The sequence below is a fragment of the Rhizobium sp. SRDI969 genome (assembly GCF_025152725.1).
Classification (GTDB): domain Bacteria; phylum Pseudomonadota; class Alphaproteobacteria; order Rhizobiales; family Rhizobiaceae; genus Rhizobium; species Rhizobium leguminosarum_I.
Window position 1 is genome coordinate 196,636 of record NZ_CP104035.1, and the last position, 14,746, is coordinate 211,381.

17 protein-coding genes are annotated in these 14,746 nt (G+C 62.7%); 7 read left to right on the top strand and 10 right to left on the bottom strand.

The window, feature by feature from the left end:
• Positions 1-100: 100 nt before the first annotated feature.
• The gene (locus tag N2A41_RS00980) at positions 101-976 is read left to right on the top strand and encodes a transporter substrate-binding domain-containing protein (RefSeq protein WP_260110006.1); all 876 of its coding nucleotides are present in this window, start codon (positions 101-103) and stop codon (positions 974-976) included.
• A gap of 24 nt (positions 977-1,000) precedes the next feature.
• Here the strand turns inward: N2A41_RS00980 and N2A41_RS00985 are convergent, their stop codons facing one another.
• From N2A41_RS00985 to N2A41_RS01005, 5 genes are all read right to left on the bottom strand, one after another.
• Positions 1,001-1,414: a tellurite resistance TerB family protein gene (locus N2A41_RS00985; RefSeq protein ID WP_017966891.1), complete on the bottom strand. Its 414-nt coding sequence runs from the start codon at positions 1,412-1,414 to the stop codon at positions 1,001-1,003.
• Between the two features lie 102 nt (positions 1,415-1,516).
• Positions 1,517-2,227 carry a thermonuclease family protein gene (locus N2A41_RS00990; protein WP_260110007.1) on the bottom strand — a complete coding sequence of 237 codons (711 nt, stop codon included), beginning with the start codon at positions 2,225-2,227 and terminating at the stop codon, positions 1,517-1,519.
• Between the two features lie 11 nt (positions 2,228-2,238).
• Entirely contained in the window at positions 2,239-2,901 is a 663-nt protein-coding gene (locus tag N2A41_RS00995) for a S24 family peptidase (RefSeq protein WP_170279293.1), read from the bottom strand.
• Between the two features lie 122 nt (positions 2,902-3,023).
• Positions 3,024-3,671, bottom strand: a complete 648-nt coding sequence (locus N2A41_RS01000) for a response regulator (RefSeq protein ID WP_018072437.1) — start codon at positions 3,669-3,671, stop codon at positions 3,024-3,026.
• A 92-nt stretch (positions 3,672-3,763) separates the two neighbouring features.
• On the bottom strand, positions 3,764-4,162 hold the full coding sequence (locus N2A41_RS01005; protein WP_017966895.1) for a hypothetical protein: 399 nt from the start codon (positions 4,160-4,162) through the stop codon (positions 3,764-3,766).
• 118 nt (positions 4,163-4,280) lie between these two features.
• Between N2A41_RS01005 and N2A41_RS01010 the strand changes: the two genes are divergently transcribed.
• A complete protein-coding gene (locus tag N2A41_RS01010; RefSeq protein ID WP_222296416.1) occupies positions 4,281-4,634 on the top strand; it encodes a DUF952 domain-containing protein in 354 nt (117 codons plus the stop codon).
• Complete coding sequence (locus N2A41_RS01015) at positions 4,631-5,719, top strand: quinone-dependent dihydroorotate dehydrogenase (protein WP_017966897.1); 1,089 nt, start codon at positions 4,631-4,633, stop codon at positions 5,717-5,719. Before N2A41_RS01010 ends, N2A41_RS01015 begins: the two co-directional genes overlap by 4 nt.
• Here N2A41_RS01015 and N2A41_RS01020 read toward each other — a convergent pair.
• The 3 genes from N2A41_RS01020 to N2A41_RS01030 form a co-directional block, all read right to left on the bottom strand.
• Positions 5,695-7,041, bottom strand: coding sequence for an MATE family efflux transporter (locus N2A41_RS01020; RefSeq protein ID WP_260110008.1), 1,347 nt, complete (start codon positions 7,039-7,041; stop codon positions 5,695-5,697). The genes N2A41_RS01015 and N2A41_RS01020 overlap by 25 nt on opposite strands.
• An 85-nt stretch (positions 7,042-7,126) precedes the next feature.
• Positions 7,127-7,624 carry a CAP domain-containing protein gene (locus tag N2A41_RS01025; RefSeq protein WP_260110009.1) on the bottom strand — a complete coding sequence of 166 codons (498 nt, stop codon included), beginning with the start codon at positions 7,622-7,624 and terminating at the stop codon, positions 7,127-7,129.
• A gap of 1 nt (position 7,625) precedes the next feature.
• The gene (locus N2A41_RS01030) at positions 7,626-7,892 is read right to left on the bottom strand and encodes a DUF6460 domain-containing protein (protein WP_170263436.1); all 267 of its coding nucleotides are present in this window, start codon (positions 7,890-7,892) and stop codon (positions 7,626-7,628) included.
• Positions 7,893-8,144: 252 nt separating this feature from the next.
• On the opposite strand from N2A41_RS01030, the gene N2A41_RS01035 reads away from it, so the two are divergent.
• Both N2A41_RS01035 and N2A41_RS01040 read left to right on the top strand, forming a co-directional pair.
• Positions 8,145-9,077: a class I SAM-dependent DNA methyltransferase gene (locus tag N2A41_RS01035; RefSeq protein WP_260110010.1), complete on the top strand. Its 933-nt coding sequence runs from the start codon at positions 8,145-8,147 to the stop codon at positions 9,075-9,077.
• Positions 9,078-9,287: 210 nt separating this feature from the next.
• The gene (locus N2A41_RS01040) at positions 9,288-9,923 is read left to right on the top strand and encodes a YitT family protein (RefSeq protein WP_260110011.1); all 636 of its coding nucleotides are present in this window, start codon (positions 9,288-9,290) and stop codon (positions 9,921-9,923) included.
• A 389-nt stretch (positions 9,924-10,312) separates the two neighbouring features.
• On the opposite strand, the gene N2A41_RS01045 is transcribed toward N2A41_RS01040, so the two are convergent.
• Positions 10,313-10,774 (bottom strand): carboxymuconolactone decarboxylase family protein, encoded by a 462-nt coding sequence (locus N2A41_RS01045; RefSeq protein WP_260110012.1) that lies wholly within the window; start codon positions 10,772-10,774, stop codon positions 10,313-10,315.
• Positions 10,775-10,797: 23 nt separating this feature from the next.
• Positions 10,798-11,298, bottom strand: coding sequence for an RrF2 family transcriptional regulator (locus tag N2A41_RS01050; protein ID WP_222386699.1), 501 nt, complete (start codon positions 11,296-11,298; stop codon positions 10,798-10,800).
• Positions 11,299-11,394: 96 nt separating this feature from the next.
• Between N2A41_RS01050 and N2A41_RS01055 the strand changes: the two genes are divergently transcribed.
• A complete protein-coding gene (locus N2A41_RS01055) occupies positions 11,395-13,905 on the top strand; it encodes a ligase-associated DNA damage response DEXH box helicase (RefSeq protein ID WP_260111094.1) in 2,511 nt (836 codons plus the stop codon).
• Positions 13,906-13,977: 72 nt separating this feature from the next.
• Positions 13,978-14,703 carry a ligase-associated DNA damage response endonuclease PdeM gene (pdeM, locus tag N2A41_RS01060; protein ID WP_311202883.1) on the top strand — a complete coding sequence of 242 codons (726 nt, stop codon included), beginning with the start codon at positions 13,978-13,980 and terminating at the stop codon, positions 14,701-14,703.
• The last annotated feature ends 43 nt before the right edge of the window (positions 14,704-14,746 follow it).

Sequence of the window (14,746 nt, forward strand, 5' to 3'; positions counted from 1 at the left end):
CTGCTCCCCTCACTCCCACACATATTCCCCGCCGCGCATGACTCTGATACATCTCAACGACGCCGCACGTTTCGCGCTTAACCCAGAGACCAAGATCACGATGATGCAATCCAAGCTGGCATCCCTGACTCTGAAGGGTTTTTTCGCGCTCGGGCTGTTTCTGGGCGTGCTTTTTTCAAGTTTTGCCGCATCGGCCCAGCAGGCGGCGCCCTCGCTGCCGCTGCTCTTCGACGCGCGCGAACGTCTTGCGAGGCCCGATCTCTCCTCGCTGGTGCGATTGCGCTTCCTGACCTCGGTCGATTTCCCGCCCTTCAATTTCACCGATCAGAACGGCAAGCTCTCCGGCTTCAATGTCGACCTCGCCCGCGAAATCTGCAGCGAGTTGGAGATTTCAGACAAGTGCCAGATCCAGGCGCTCCCCTTTGCCGACCTCAGGGATGCGCTCGCCGCCTCACAGGGCGATGCCATCATCGCCGGTCTTGCCGTGACCCCGGAGCTGCGTCAGCAATTCGTCTTCTCCAGACCTTATCTGATGTTGCCGGCGCGCTTCGTGCGCAATCTCGCCGTGCCGCTCGACGGAAAGACCGCTGCCGCGCTTTCCAGCCATCCGGTCGGCGTCGTCAGGGGGACGGTGCATGAAGCGATGCTGGCAGCCTTTTTCCCCACGCTCAAGGCCGAGCCGTTCGATACCAAGGACGCCCTGCTTGCGGCGCTCAAGGACCGCAAGGTCGATGCCGCCTTTGCCGACGCGCTGCAGCTTTCCTTCTGGGTTTCCTCGCCGGCCTCAGCCAAATGCTGCGCGCTATTCGACGGCCCCTACCTCTCCGAGCATTTCCTCGGCGAGGGCATGACGATCATGCTGCGGCAGAAGGACAGCGTGCTGACATCCGCCATCGATCACGCGCTCGCCACTCTGTCGCGCAACGGCCGCCTCCAGGAAATCTATCTGCGGTATTTTCCCTACGGGCTCTATTGAAGCCGCAGTCCAAATTGCTCACGCTCAGCCCTTGCGGAAGCGGGCAATGGCGCTCCGCTCGATCGCCGCGCAGGTGAGCTTGTCGAGACCGAGCCGGTCGCGCAGCAGGCTGAGCAGCCGCAATTCCTCCGCCTTGACCGAGAGATCGGCGGATGCCACCTCGACGGCCAGCGCATAGGCAGTGTCGTAGAGTTTCGCGGGCAGGGTGTCGCGCACGGTTTCGAGCACGACGTCGAGACCTTCCGGCCCAGCGAGCAGCGCGGCGCAGTCGCGCGCCACCGCAATCAGCTTGTCGTCATCGAAATCCCGGAAAACAGGCAGGAATCCGATCAGTTGGCCGATCCTCTCCAGCTCCCTGTCGTTCATCGTGCTGTCGACGGCGGACGCCATCACCATAACGTAGATCAGTGCGTCATGAGCAGAAAGCGGCTTGTTCATCTCTGATTCCTTTTTCGATCAGCCCAGATTAGGAATTGGCGACAGCCATTACAAGGGATCGGCCCGATCCGGGCTGTTCGAACGCTCGCCAAGGCTGCCGGTTTATTTGCGTCGTGGATCGTCGCCGTAAAGGCCTTTTCCTGCCTGCCGGGCCTTTTCGGCGGCAGCCGCAAGCGGCGAACCCACTGCGGCTTCCGCCCAGCCGTTTTCGGCGAGCCATGCGCCGACATCTTCTGTGCCGAGCCGGCAGGCAGCCGTTACTATTTCCTTCCATTCCGCGGTGTCGAGATCGCAGGTGACGCTGCGGTTGCGCAACAGCAGGCGCAGCGCCGTCTTCGCCATCATGCCGCAGGGCCATTGCCGGCCCGCCGGCCCGCATATCCTGTCGACCGGCGTCGGCACGATGCCGGCAAGCTGAAGCCTGCGCTCGCCAAAGGAAAGCATGCCTGCATTGTCGACCGCCGGCCGCGCCAGCTCCATCGCCTTTTTCGCGGCAGGACTTGCCGCTTGCTGGGTGGCGGTCTGCGCTTGCTGAGTGACATCGGCGGATTTGGCTGCCGCGCTTTCGCTTGGTCTCGAAGCGGGTGGGGCGGCCGGTTCTGCTGAGCGAGCAATCATTTCGGCACGCTCGTCCGACATCGCCGCGGGTTCGCCGGCTTCGGGGGCCGCATCCGCCGGTGCGGTCGCCGTCGCCTCTGCGGACGCCCTTGCGTCGCCGGCAGTGCCGCCGCCAAGCCTTGCTTCGCCCGCCATCAGCAGGCCGACCACCACTAGCATCCCGGTGATACCTGTGATGAAGGCGGCAGGGCGCATGGAATATCTTCCTATTGACTGGCCCAGATGATGCGGGCGATCCAGTCGACGTCGGAAAGCTCGAAGGTGCGGTTGGGATGTTCGGGATTGAGCGACATCAACTCGATCGACCGCGGGCTCTGGCGCAGCAGCACCTTGGCCATCACCTCGCCCTCGTTTGTGCGCACGACGACGCGGTCGTTGCGGCGCACCTGTGCCCCCGGTTCGACGATCAGCACGTCGCCGTCGCGGTAGAGCGGCATCATGCTTTCGCCCTGCACCTCCAGCGCATAGACACCGGCCTTCCGTGCCGGGGCTGCCGGAAATTCCACCACGTCCCAGCCCTGGCCGGCTGGAAAGCCGCCATCGTCGAAGAAGCCGCCGGCGCCGGCTTGAGCGAAGCCGAGCAGCGGAATGGAGTTGCCTCGCTGGGGAAATGCGCCTTCCTGCCGTCCGAAAGCACCGTCCGGCCGCATGAAGGCCAGAAACTGCTCCATGCTCGCGCCTGTGGCGTCGAGCACCTTGGCGATCGATTCCGTCGAGGGCCAGCGCAGCCGTCCATCGGCGGAAAGGCGTTTCGATTTGTTGAAGGAGGTCGGGTCGAGCCCCGCGCGCCGCGCAAGTCCGGATGGCGTCAGCTCGTGCCGTTCGGCAAGCCTGTCGAGCGCTTCCCAGATCTGGTTGTGTGACAGCATGCGCGATTCCGTCGCGGCTCATTCAACGCCGCGCTTCAACCCGGCGGAATATTAATCGACCGTGCCGCCTGAGTAAAGATGAAAGAGGAATAAAATCCTGTTTCCAAAGGGAAATGTATCGCTCAGGCGACCATCGCCATATTGATCTTGCCGAGCTGGATGACCGCCTGCGTCCGGCTGTCGACATCGAGTTTCAACAGGATCGCCGAGACATGCGCCTTGATCGTCGCCTCGGAGACGCCGAGTTCGTAGGCGATCTGCTTGTTCAGCAGCCCTTCGCCGAGCATGGTCAGCACCCGGCTCTGCTGCGGCGTCAGCGTATGCAGGCGGTGGATCAGGTCGGCGACATCGGGATCTTGCTCTTGGCCGTCGCGATAGCTCTCGGGCGTGGCAATGTCGCCGGCAAGCACCGTCTGGATGCTGCGGCGGATGTCGTCGATGCCGGAGGATTTCGAAATGAAGCCAGAAGCACCGAGTTCCAGCGCCCGGCGGATGGTCGTCGCGTCGTCGGTCGCCGAGACGATGACGATCGGCAGGCTGGCGAATTCGGAGCGCAGCGCCATCAGGCCGGAAAAGCCGCTGACCCCGGGCATGGCGAGGTCGAGTAGCATCAGGTCGGCATCCGCATGGGCGCCGGCGGCCCGGCGCGCGGCGGCGAAATCGCCGGCCTCGACGATCGATTGCCGGCCTTCCATGCCGATCACCGCCTGGCGCAGCGCGTCACGGAAAAGCGGGTGATCGTCCGCAATGATGATGGTGTGTTCCTGCATCGAAAACTCCCTCCCAAGAGCCCGATCATGCCTTGCATGCGACGCCATCCCTCCGCGTTGCATGCCGGCTTGCTCATACCGACTATATCAGATCAGGTCTTCTGCGGAAGGGGATTGGTGTTTTCCTCGGCCTGGAACTCCTTCACCATCCCCATGAAACTCTTCATCATCCGCTCCATGATGCTGATCGAACGGTCGACCTCGGCATCGCTCGGCAGCGCACGCTGGATCACACCGCCCTGTTCGAGTGCCGTCACCCGCTTTGACAGCCGGTCGAGTTCGTCCTCATAGGCCGCCCGCTCGTCGGCGGCCATCCGGCAGACGAGGGCGCCGTCCTTGTCCTGGCAGATCGACATGGCCCCGGTCTGCCGGTCGAGCCGGACGAAATGGTCACCGCTCTTCTCCAGCTGGAAGCGGCCCGCATCGGTTTCGACGGCCGCGGCCGCCAATGGCATCAGAAAAACGCCAAGCGTGATAACGAATGCCTTCATCTTCTTATCCTCCGGATTTTGCCAGTGGCGGTCCCGTTTTTCGGCGCCGGGGCGTGGACATCGCCGCCTCTTTCCGGCAAAGCCCTCGTGACCAAGGACCAGCAATCGCGAGGCCATGATGACCCTGACACCGACCCTTTACAAGATCGTGACGGAAACGCTCTGGCAGCAAGCCAGACAAACCGGCACTTTTCATGGCGCCGGCATTGATCTCAAGGATGGCTTCATCCATTTCTCGACAGCGGAGCAGGTGAAGCAAACTGCCGCCTTGCATTTTGCCGGCCAGTCCGGCCTGCTGCTGATTGCCGTCGATGGCAGCGGCCTCGGTGACAAGCTGGTCTTCGAACCCTCGCGCGGCGGCGATCTCTTCCCGCATCTCTACGCCGATCTGCCGCTTGCGGCCGTGCTCTGGGAGGCGCCGCTGCCGCTCGACGAAGCCGGCGCCCATGTCTTTCCGGAGCTGCAGTCATGATCGATCCCCTCAAGCGTCTCGCCCGCAAGGGTCTCTTCCTGTTCGATCCGGAAACGGCGCACGGCATGTCGATCGCCGCCTTGAAATCCGGCCTCGTGCCCGCTTGCCAGCTGACGCCCGATCCGCGCCTGCGCCAGACCGTTGCCGGCCTTACCTTCGAAAATCCGCTCGGCATGGCCGCCGGCTACGACAAGAATGCCGAAGTGCCGGAGGCGCTGTTGAAGCTCGGTTTCGGCTTTACCGAGATCGGCACGGTGACGCCGAAGCCGCAATCCGGCAATCCGCGGCCGCGCATCTTCCGCCTGGTGGAGGATGAAGGCGTCATCAACCGTCTCGGCTTCAACAATGAAGGCCATGATGCCGCCTTCGGGCGCCTCGCCGCGCTAGGGGGCGGTGGCATGATCGGCGTCAATATCGGCGCCAACAAGGATAGCGAGGACCGCATCGCCGACTATGTCGCCGGCATCCGCCGTTTTTATTCCGTCGCGCGCTATTTCACCGCCAACATCTCATCGCCGAACACGCCCGGCCTGCGCGACCTGCAGGGGCGCGAAAGCCTGGCGGTGCTGTTATCATCAGTGCTTGCGGCGCGCGACGAGATGGCAGCGACTTCCGGCCGGAAGATCCCGGTCTTTCTGAAGATCGCCCCTGATCTGACCGAGGAAGGTATGGACGATATCGCTGCCGAGGCGCTCTCGCATGCGCTGGATGGCCTGATCGTTTCCAACACCACGCTGTCGCGCGACGGCCTCAAGGATCAGCGCCAGGCGAAGGAGGCGGGCGGCCTTTCCGGCGTACCGCTGTTCGAAAAGTCGACGGCGGTGCTCGCCAGGATGCGCAAGCGTGTCGGCCCTGATCTGCCGATCATCGGCGTCGGCGGCGTCTCCTCGGCCGAAACCGCGCTCGAGAAGATCAGGGCGGGTGCCGATCTGGTCCAGCTCTACTCCTGCATGGTGTATGAAGGCCCCGGCTTGGCCGGCGATATCGTCCGCGGCCTCTCGAAACTCCTGGACCGCGAGAAGGCCGCCTCGATCCGCGACTTGCGCGACACCCGGCTGGATTATTGGGCGGCGCGAAAGGTCTGATCGGCCCGCCGCTTCACCAGCGTCGCCAGGAAGAACCCGCGGAAGAGCAGGAAGGCGTTCATCGCCAGCCACAGGCCGTGGTTGCCGAAGAGCGGCACGAAGACCGCGAGCATCACGAGATAGCCGGCAAAAGAGATCAGCATCCGGTTGCGCATGTCGACCGACCACGTGGCGCCGATGAAGACCCCGTCCATCAGGAAGGCGAGCGCTCCGGTCAGTCCCGTCACCGCCGCCCAGGGCAGATAGATTTCAGCCGCCTGCCGCACCTCCGGTGAGGTCGTCAGCACCGAGATCAGCCAGGGACCGGCGAGGAAGAAGAAGGCGGAGCCAACAGCCGCCAGCCCGAAGGACCACAAGATCGTGAGCTTCAGCCCACGGTCGAAGGCCGGCCGGTAATGCGCGCCGATCGCCCGGCCGATGATCTGTTCGGCGGCATTGGCAAGCCCGTCGAGATAATAGCCCGACAGCAGAAAGAAATTCATCACCACGGCATTGGCGGCAAGCGTCACCGCGCCGAAGCTGGTGCCGATCCGCGTCATGATGGTGAAGGCGCCGATCAGCACGAAGGTGCGGATCAGGATGTCGCGGTTGAGCGCGAAAAGCTCGGCCAGCCGGTGCCGGGAAAAGATCTCCGGCCATGCCGGCCGCGCTGCCTTGCCGAAGCCTCGCAGCACAATGGCTAGCCCGGCGAGCGCGCCGACCGTTTCGCCGGCCATCGTGCCCCAGGCAACCCCCGCCACGCCCCAGTCGAGCGTCAGGCCAAGATAGATGGAAAGCAGGATGTTGATGCCGTTGATAACAGCCTGCAGCAGCAGTCCGATATTGCCCTGTCCGCGCCCGAGCACGAACCCCAGGATGGCATAATTCGCCAGCGCCGCCGGTGCTGCCAGCATGCGGATCGAAAAATAGGTGCTGGTCGCCTCGGCGATCGCGCCTTCCGCCCCCATCAGCCTCAACCCCGCCGCCATCAGCAGCGGCGAAAGACCGAGCAGCGCCAGTCCACAGCCGAGCGCCGAAATTATCGCCCGGGAGAACACTGCCTGCTGCCCGTGCTGGTCGCGCCGGCCATAGGCCTGCGCCGTCAGCCCGGTCGTCGACGCGCGCAGGAAGTTGAAGCTGCCGAGGATCAGATCGAAGAGCATCGCGCCGATCGCCAGCCCTGCCAGCGCCTCCGCATTGCCCATGCGGCCGACGACGGCGGTGTTCGTCAGCCCGAGCAGCGGCGTCGTCATGAACCCCAGCGTCATCGGAATGGCGATCGACAGCACCAGCCGGTGCGTCACGTCGAACGCAAGCGCGTTGTGATTGCTGCGTGTATCCATGCCGGCCTCGTCGCGGCAGCGCCACGCGTCGTTTCAGACGCGCAACAGACGCTGCATCACTTGAACTGCTGCAGGCGGAATCACCTCAGCTGGAAAGCACCATGGCCCAATAGGGCAGGTTCCTGGAAGATGTATTATGGGCGACGGCAACGCCAAGACCGTCATAACGACCGAGCATGTTTTCCAGGTGATGCGGCGAGTTGATCCAGGCCGTCAACACGGCATCGACGCTTTGCTGGCCGGCGGCGATATTCTCAGCCGCCGGCAGCCGCACGCCGCTCGCCTTGACGCGCGCACCGAAGCTGTCGGTCATGCCCATCAGATGCGCCATCTTGCCGGCGCTCGCCATGCGTTTCGCCTGGAACAAGGCTGCAGTGCTCGCCGCCGGATCGACGGTAAGCGGCGGCAGGCCGTTTCTGGCCCTGAGCTGGTTGACGAGCGGCAGCACGCTCGCCGTCTCGTCCTCGCCGTCGGAAGGCGTCCCAGCGATTCGCGGGGTCGTGGTGCAGCCGGCGATGCCGGCGGCGAGCGCAAGTCCGGAAAGGCGCAACAGGCTGCGTCTGGAAAGATCGATGGATGTCATGTTACCGGCGGTAGTTGAAAAGACGAAGGATGATGAAGAGCGGGATGACAATCGTTGCGCCGAGGATGAGATAGTCGCCAACGCGCCCGAGGGCCGAGAAGCCCCGATACCAGATCTCCAGGATGAAATCGCGTATACCGTAGATGATGCCCCATGGCGTCAGGCCGAAGACGGTCATGACGAAACCGACGATCAGCGACACCACGATAAGCTTTATCAATGTGCGGCCGATTGAATCGCCGAGGAACCTGTTCGCCTGATCGGACATAAGCCATCTCCTGTTTGCCCTTGGAATAAGGTCGCGGCGCGTTGCCCGCAAGTCCTTTCCGGAATTGGCCGCCTCCGCCTCTGAAATAGGACTTGAGTTTTTTTGTGGCCGCCGCCAAATGCGGGCCGGTGCATGTCGCCCGGAAGTGTGCAGCGGTTCCGGGAAAACGACATGCATAAAACAAAGAGCTACAGCATTCTTTGCGTCTCTGAAAAGACGCGCAAAGGATGCTGTAGCCAATAAGGTCCATTGATGCAGCCCCACCAGCTTTCCTCCGGCGATGTCATTGCCGACCGCCGCGCCGATTATGCCAGGATGCTCGAGGAAGGCAGCGAGCCGGAAGCGGCTGCCGAGCTGATGGAGCAGGCCCTCGAACTCGTGCCCGCCTGGGCGGCTGGCTGGTATCGCCTGGCCACCTATCTGGAAAAGGCGGGCAGGGGTGAAGCCGCGATCGAGGCCTATCGCAGGACGCTTGCCCTCGATCCTGAAGACATTTTCGGCGCCGCCCTCAAGCTCGCCCTTCTCGGCGATGCGGCCACGCCCGACCTGCCGCCGAGCCGCTATGTCGAGCGCCTCTTCGACGACTATGCCGACCGGTTCGAATCAGCACTTGTCGATAAACTCGACTACAACGTCCCGCAGCAACTGGCCGCGCTCATCGCCTCCACCGGCAGGCGCTACGAACTGGCCGTCGATCTCGGCTGCGGCACAGGCCTGCTCGGTCCGGAGATCCGTAGCCGTGCCGGTCGCCTCGAAGGCTTCGATCTTTCGCAGAACATGCTGGCGAAGGCCGGCGAGAAACGGGTCTATGACAGTCTCGCCCAGGCCGATCTCTCGCTTGCGTCCGATCTTTCCGGCCTCTTCGTGGATGCCGCGCGCCATCGCGCCGACCTGGTGACGGCAGCCGATGTGCTGATGTATCTCGGCAATCTCGAAAGCGTCTTTGCCATCGTTGGAGAGCTCGCTGCACCAGGCGCCGATATCGCCTTTTCCGTCGAGGATGCAGGGGACGGCGAGGGCTTTCATCTCGCCCCGTCGCTGCGCTACGCCCATTCGGAAAGCTATGTCAGGATGCTTCTTGCCCGTCACGGGCTGGAAATCCTCAAGATCGTCAAATCGGTCATTCGCAAAGATGGCGGAAAACCGGTTTTCGGCATTCTGTTCCTTGCGCGCAAGCTCGCGTGAGCGAACATTTCTTGCGATTTTCTAATAGGTCAGCATTGCTTACCTATTTCGCTTGATCGAACGACCGAAAAACCCGATACTGCACCGCATCGGCAGAGAGCCCGGCAATGAACGCCAAGGCGCTCGGGCTCCTTTCATGATCCAAAATTCTGTCGCGCCCAGGTTTTCCCAAGCGCGTTCTTGAACTCGTCTGCCGTGGAGACTGGCGACATGACACAGCTCATCAATGCCCTTGGCTTCTGGAATACGACTGCGACGCGCCACACGCCGATCGAAGACGTGCAGGGCATATTCTCCGGCAGCCTCGTTGCCGCACTCGGCCTCTACGTGCTCGCCAGCGCCGGCCTTCTCACCGGAAGCACGGCCGGGGTGGCCTTCCTCCTGCATTATGCCTTCGGCGTCAATTTCGGCCTCGCCTTCTTCCTGCTCAACCTGCCATTCTTCTATCTCTCCTGGAAGCGCCTCGGCATGGCCTTCACCATCAAGACCTTCATCGCCATCGGCCTGACCTCGGTGATTGCCGATGTGCAGTCGCGCTTCTTCTCCATTTCGAGCATCCATCCGGCCTGGGCGGCCCTTCTCGGCGGCTTGCTGCTCGGCTTCGGCCTGCTGGCGCTCTATCGCCACCGCGCCAGCCTCGGCGGTGTCGGCATTCTCGGCATCTACCTGCAGGAGCGTTTCGGCATCCGCGCCGGCCTCGTTCAGCTCGCCATCGACATGTGCGTGCTCGCCGCCGCCTTCTTCGTCACCACGCCGCCTGTCGTCTTCTATTCGGTGCTCGGCGCCGTCGTCCTCAACCTCTTCGTCGCCATCAACCACCGCGCCGACCGTTACATCGCGCTTTAGTTTTAGCATGTCGTTGTCGCAAAACCGCCGCACACTTTTGCGCGACATGCTCTAACGTTACAAATCGGTAAGCCATTCTAAACAAAACGTAACTTGCCTGTGATCGGTCTCGGCGCCAAACTCTGCTCGCGCCGGATTTGATGAGGTGAACTATGTCAGATTTGGAAAAGCTTGTGAGACGCCGTATGCAGGAAGAACGCGCCAAGGGCGCTTCCGCAGAAGAAATTGCGAAAGTCGTCCGAGACATATTCAACAGCATGGACCTCTCGGGCAATCGGTTTGACGCCGTTGCCGTACGCGTCACTCGGGATCACGAGTGATCCGATATTCGACCGACCCGAGATTTTCGGGTCGGTTGCCAGGATGAATTCCCTGTAAGCTGATATCGATCAGGCGGCCTTCGTTACCGCATCAATCGGATGCTGTGAGCGGAAGCCGACGGCAAGCCGGTTCCAGATGTTGATGGCGCCGATCGCCACCGTAATCTTTGTCATTTCCTCTTCGGAAAAATGCGCCTTCAGCGTCTCGTAGTCGGCATCAGGCGCGCCTGTTTTGGCGATATTGGTCACTGCGTCAACCCAGCCGAGCAGCGCCCGTTCGCGGGCGTCATAGACCGGCGATTCCCGCCAGACGCACATCAGGTTGATCCATTGTTCGGAGAGCCCATCAAGGCGGGCTTCCTTCACATGCATGTCGACGCAATAGGCACAGCCATTGATCTGCGAGGCGCGCAGCTTGATCAGGTGGATGAAGCGGCGCTCCAGCCCGGAGGACTGGACATATTGCTCGAGCGCGGCGACCGCCTTGTAGGCATCGGGAGCGGCTTTGGCGAAGTTGAAACGTGGTTGCATGGTGTTTCTCCTTTGTTGGTGGCTCAGCGAGCCGTCTTGCGTTCATGGATTTCAAGGAAAGCGCAGCCTCTAGCTGCGATCGATCCGTCGTCGAGAGCGTTCAGTTCGATGCCGAGATCCGCAATGCTCGTCTTGGCAAGTTCGGCCCGATAGAGCCGTTCGGCTCTCAGCATCGCCGCGCTGATGTTACAGGGCTTGGCAAAGAAGCGATCGGAGACCGGGTTCGGTCCGCGCTGGCGGATTTCGGCGCAGCGGAAGGCGGGCGCCGGCCCTTCGACCGCGATCACGATGTCGAGCAGCGAAATTTCCTTCGCCGCCTTTGCCAGCCGATATCCGCCCTTCGGCCCCGGTACGGTATCGAGGATGCCGGCGCCCGACAGCGCCTGCAGATGCTTCAGCAGGTAGCTCGTCGAAACGCCGTGGAATTCCGCCAGAGCGGCCGCCGAAAGCACGCCGCCTTCGGAGAGCCCGGAAAGCATCGCAACGCTGTGAATGGCCTGCTCGACCCCGTCGCCCATCTTCATCAAGTGGCCTCCTCAATTCATGGATAAAAAATATCCATGATTATTGCTTTTGTCAATCGCTCTTCTTTTTCCCCCGCATTTCACTACCTTCCAGGCGTGGACCAGATCGATTCCGAAGCCCGTGCCCTGCTTCCCGCTGCCTTTACCCGCTGGTTTGCGGAAAAGGGCTGGCGGCCACGCGCCCATCAGCTGGAACTGCTTGCCCGCGCCGAGGCCGGCGAAAGCACGCTGCTGATTGCGCCGACTGGCGCCGGCAAGACGCTTGCCGGTTTCCTGCCCTCGCTCACCGATCTCACCCGTCGCGGCAAGATCCCGCCCGGCTCCGCCTTCACCGGCATCCACACCCTCTATGTCTCACCGCTGAAGGCGCTTGCCATCGATATCGAGCGCAATCTGATGAAGCCGGTCGAGGAGATGGGCCTGCCGGTCACGATAGAAAACCGCACCGGCGACACGCCGAATGCCAAGCGCCAGCGCCAGAAGCTCAACCCGCCGGATATTCTGCTGACCACGCCGGAACAGGTCGCCCTGCTTCTGGCAAACCGGGAAGCCGAGCGCTTCTTCAAAGACCTGAAATATGTCGTCCTCGACGAGCTGCATTCGCTCGTTACCTCCAAGCGCGGCCATATGCTTTCGCTCGGCCTTGCCCGCCTGCGCCGGCTTGCCCCCGGTCTCCAGACGATCGGCCTGTCGGCCACCGTCGCCGAGCCCATGGATCTGCAGAAATGGCTGGTCGGCCAGGAAGAGGGCCGGGAGCATCATGCCGGGCTCGTCGTCGTCGAAGGCGGCGCCAAACCCGATATCTCGATCCTGTCGACCGAAGAGCACATTCCCTGGGCCGGCCATTCCGCCCGATATGCAATTCCGGATGTCTACAACAAGCTTGTCGAACATCGCACGACGCTGCTCTTCGTCAACACCCGCAGCCAGGCCGAAATGCTTTTCCAGGCACTCTGGACGATCAATGACGACAACCTGCCGATCGCCCTTCATCACGGCTCCCTCGATGTCGGCCAGCGCCGCAAGGTCGAGGCGGCGATGGCCGAAAACCGGCTGCGCGCCGTCGTTGCCACCTCCACCCTCGATCTCGGCATCGACTGGGGCGATGTCGATCTCGTCATCCATGTCGGCGCGCCGAAGGGCGCCTCGCGTCTTGCCCAGCGCATCGGTCGTGCCAACCACCGCATGGACGAGCCGTCGAAGGCGATCCTGGTGCCGGCCAACCGCTTCGAGGTCATGGAATGCCAGGCAGCTCTCGACGCCAATTATATCGGCGCGCAGGACACCCCGCCGGTCGGCCGCGGCGCGCTCGACGTGCTCGCCCAGCATGTGCTCGGCATGGCCTGCGCCGAACCCTTCGACATGCTGGAACTTTACGATGAAATCATCAGCGCCTCTCCCTATGCCGATCTGAGCTGGGAGACCTTCGAGCGCATCGTCGATTTCGTCGCGACCGGCGGTTATGCGCTCCGGACCTACGAGCGTTATGCCCGCATCCGCAAGACCGCGGAGGGCCGCTGGCGCGTCTCCAATCCGGCGGTCGCCCAGCAATATCGCCTCAACCTCGGCACCATCGTCGAAAGCCCGATGCTGAATATCCGCATGGTCAAGCGCGGTGAGGGCGGCAGGATCGGCCGCGGCGGCGCCACGTTGGGGAAGGTCGAGGAATATTTCCTCGAGCAATTGTCGCCCGGCGATACTTTCCTCTTTTCCGGCAAGGTGCTGCGCTTCGAAGGCATCCGCGAAAACGAATGCTTGGCGTCGCAGGCCTTCTCGCTCGATCCGAAGATCCCCTCCTATAATGGCGGCAAGTTTCCGCTATCGACTTATCTCGCCGAGCAGGTGCGGGCGATGATCGCCGATCCCGATCGCTGGCGCCGCCTGCCGGATCAGGTGCGCGACTGGTTGTCGCTGCAGAACGACAAGTCGATGCTGCCGAAGCGCGACGAGTTTCTGATCGAAACCTTCCCGCGCGGCAGCCGCGGCTATATGGTCGCCTATCCCTTCGAAGGCCGTCTCGCCCACCAGACGCTCGGCATGCTGCTGACCCGCAGGCTGGAGCGGATCGGCGCCAAGCCGCTCGGTTTCGTCGCCACCGACTATTCCCTAGCCATCTGGGGCCTCGAGGATATGGGGCTGATGATCGGCAATGGCCGGCTCAATCTCTCCGACCTTTTCGACGAGGACATGCTCGGAGACGATCTCGAAGCCTGGCTGGACGAATCCTTCCTGTTGAAGCGCACCTTCCGCAATTGCGCCGTGATTGCAGGCTTGATCGAGCGCCGCCATCCGGGCAAGGAAAAGAGCGGCCGCCAGATCACCGTCTCCGCCGATCTGATCTACGACGTGCTGCGCAGCCACGAGCCGGATCACATCCTCCTGCAGGCGACGCGACAGGATGCGGCGACGGGACTTTTGGACATTGGCCGTCTTGGCGATATGCTGAGACGAATCAGGGGCCACATCACCCACCGCGCCCTCGACCATATTTCCCCACTCGCCGTGCCGGTGATGCTGGAAATCGGACGCGAGGCGGTGCCGGGCGAGGCCCATGACACGTTGCTCGCCGAAGCGGCGGACGATCTGATCGCCGAAGCACTCGCTTAACGAGAATTGGATCTGGTGAGAATTAGGGTCCGATGATTTAGGCCTGACGACGATTTGGGAATGACGACCGTGATGAACCGCCTGGCGCTGGCGCGCGACATATCAGGACTGACCGTGATGCCGGGCATCGAGACATCGGTCCATGGCATTGCCGCCTTCTGCGATCCGCTCGGCGCCCTCTATCTGCCGGATACCGGCCTGCTCGTCGTCTCCGACCTGCATCTGGAAAAGGGCGCAGCCTTTGCGCGCCGCGGCATGATGCTGCCGCCTTACGATACGCTGGCGACGCTGACCGTCCTTGCCGCCGTCATATCGCGTTATGATCCGAAGCTCGTCATCTCGCTCGGCGATAATTTCCACGACCGCATCGGTTCCAAGCACCTGCCGGAGAATTTTCGCGCCCTGATCGTCGAGATGGCGCGCGGTCGCGAATGGATCTGGATCAATGGCAACCATGATCCGGATGGCATCGTCGATCTGCCGGGCACATCTGCCGACGAGATGCATTATGCCGGCCTGACCTTTCGGCACGAGCCGAAGAACGGCTTGCAGAGCGGCGAAATCGCCGGCCACCTGCACCCGTCGGCGACTGTCCGCCGCCGCGAAAAATCCGTCCGCCGCCCCTGCTTTGCCACCGACGGCGCCCGCCTGCTGATGCCGGCCTTCGGCGTCATGAGCGGCGGTCTGGATCTCGGGCACCAGGCGATGAAGGGCCTGTTCGACAAGGCTTCGCTGGTGGCGCATCTGTTGGGGCGAGATCGGATTTATTCGGTGCGGTATGGGAATTTGAGGGGGTAGCGCCTTATATTCCAGGTCGGCGGGCTTCAGCCCCCTCTGCCCT

Bases quoted from the DNA above. Each gene is read 5' to 3' on its own strand.
- N2A41_RS00980 (WP_260110006.1), top strand. From the start codon at position 101: ATGATGCAATCCAAGCTGGCATCCCTGACTCTGAAGGGTTTTTTCGCG.
- N2A41_RS00985 (WP_017966891.1), bottom strand. From the start codon at position 1,414: ATGAACAAGCCGCTTTCTGCTCATGACGCACTGATCTACGTTATGGTG.
- N2A41_RS00990 (WP_260110007.1), bottom strand. From the start codon at position 2,227: ATGCGCCCTGCCGCCTTCATCACAGGTATCACCGGGATGCTAGTGGTG.
- N2A41_RS00995 (WP_170279293.1), bottom strand. From the start codon at position 2,901: ATGCTGTCACACAACCAGATCTGGGAAGCGCTCGACAGGCTTGCCGAA.
- N2A41_RS01000 (WP_018072437.1), bottom strand. From the start codon at position 3,671: ATGCAGGAACACACCATCATCATTGCGGACGATCACCCGCTTTTCCGT.
- N2A41_RS01005 (WP_017966895.1), bottom strand. From the start codon at position 4,162: ATGAAGGCATTCGTTATCACGCTTGGCGTTTTTCTGATGCCATTGGCG.
- N2A41_RS01010 (WP_222296416.1), top strand. From the start codon at position 4,281: ATGACCCTGACACCGACCCTTTACAAGATCGTGACGGAAACGCTCTGG.
- N2A41_RS01015 (WP_017966897.1), top strand. From the start codon at position 4,631: ATGATCGATCCCCTCAAGCGTCTCGCCCGCAAGGGTCTCTTCCTGTTC.
- N2A41_RS01020 (WP_260110008.1), bottom strand. From the start codon at position 7,041: ATGGATACACGCAGCAATCACAACGCGCTTGCGTTCGACGTGACGCAC.
- N2A41_RS01025 (WP_260110009.1), bottom strand. From the start codon at position 7,624: ATGACATCCATCGATCTTTCCAGACGCAGCCTGTTGCGCCTTTCCGGA.
- N2A41_RS01030 (WP_170263436.1), bottom strand. From the start codon at position 7,892: ATGTCCGATCAGGCGAACAGGTTCCTCGGCGATTCAATCGGCCGCACA.
- N2A41_RS01035 (WP_260110010.1), top strand. From the start codon at position 8,145: ATGCAGCCCCACCAGCTTTCCTCCGGCGATGTCATTGCCGACCGCCGC.
- N2A41_RS01040 (WP_260110011.1), top strand. From the start codon at position 9,288: ATGACACAGCTCATCAATGCCCTTGGCTTCTGGAATACGACTGCGACG.
- N2A41_RS01045 (WP_260110012.1), bottom strand. From the start codon at position 10,774: ATGCAACCACGTTTCAACTTCGCCAAAGCCGCTCCCGATGCCTACAAG.
- N2A41_RS01050 (WP_222386699.1), bottom strand. From the start codon at position 11,298: ATGAAGATGGGCGACGGGGTCGAGCAGGCCATTCACAGCGTTGCGATG.
- pdeM (WP_311202883.1), top strand. From the start codon at position 13,978: ATGAACCGCCTGGCGCTGGCGCGCGACATATCAGGACTGACCGTGATG.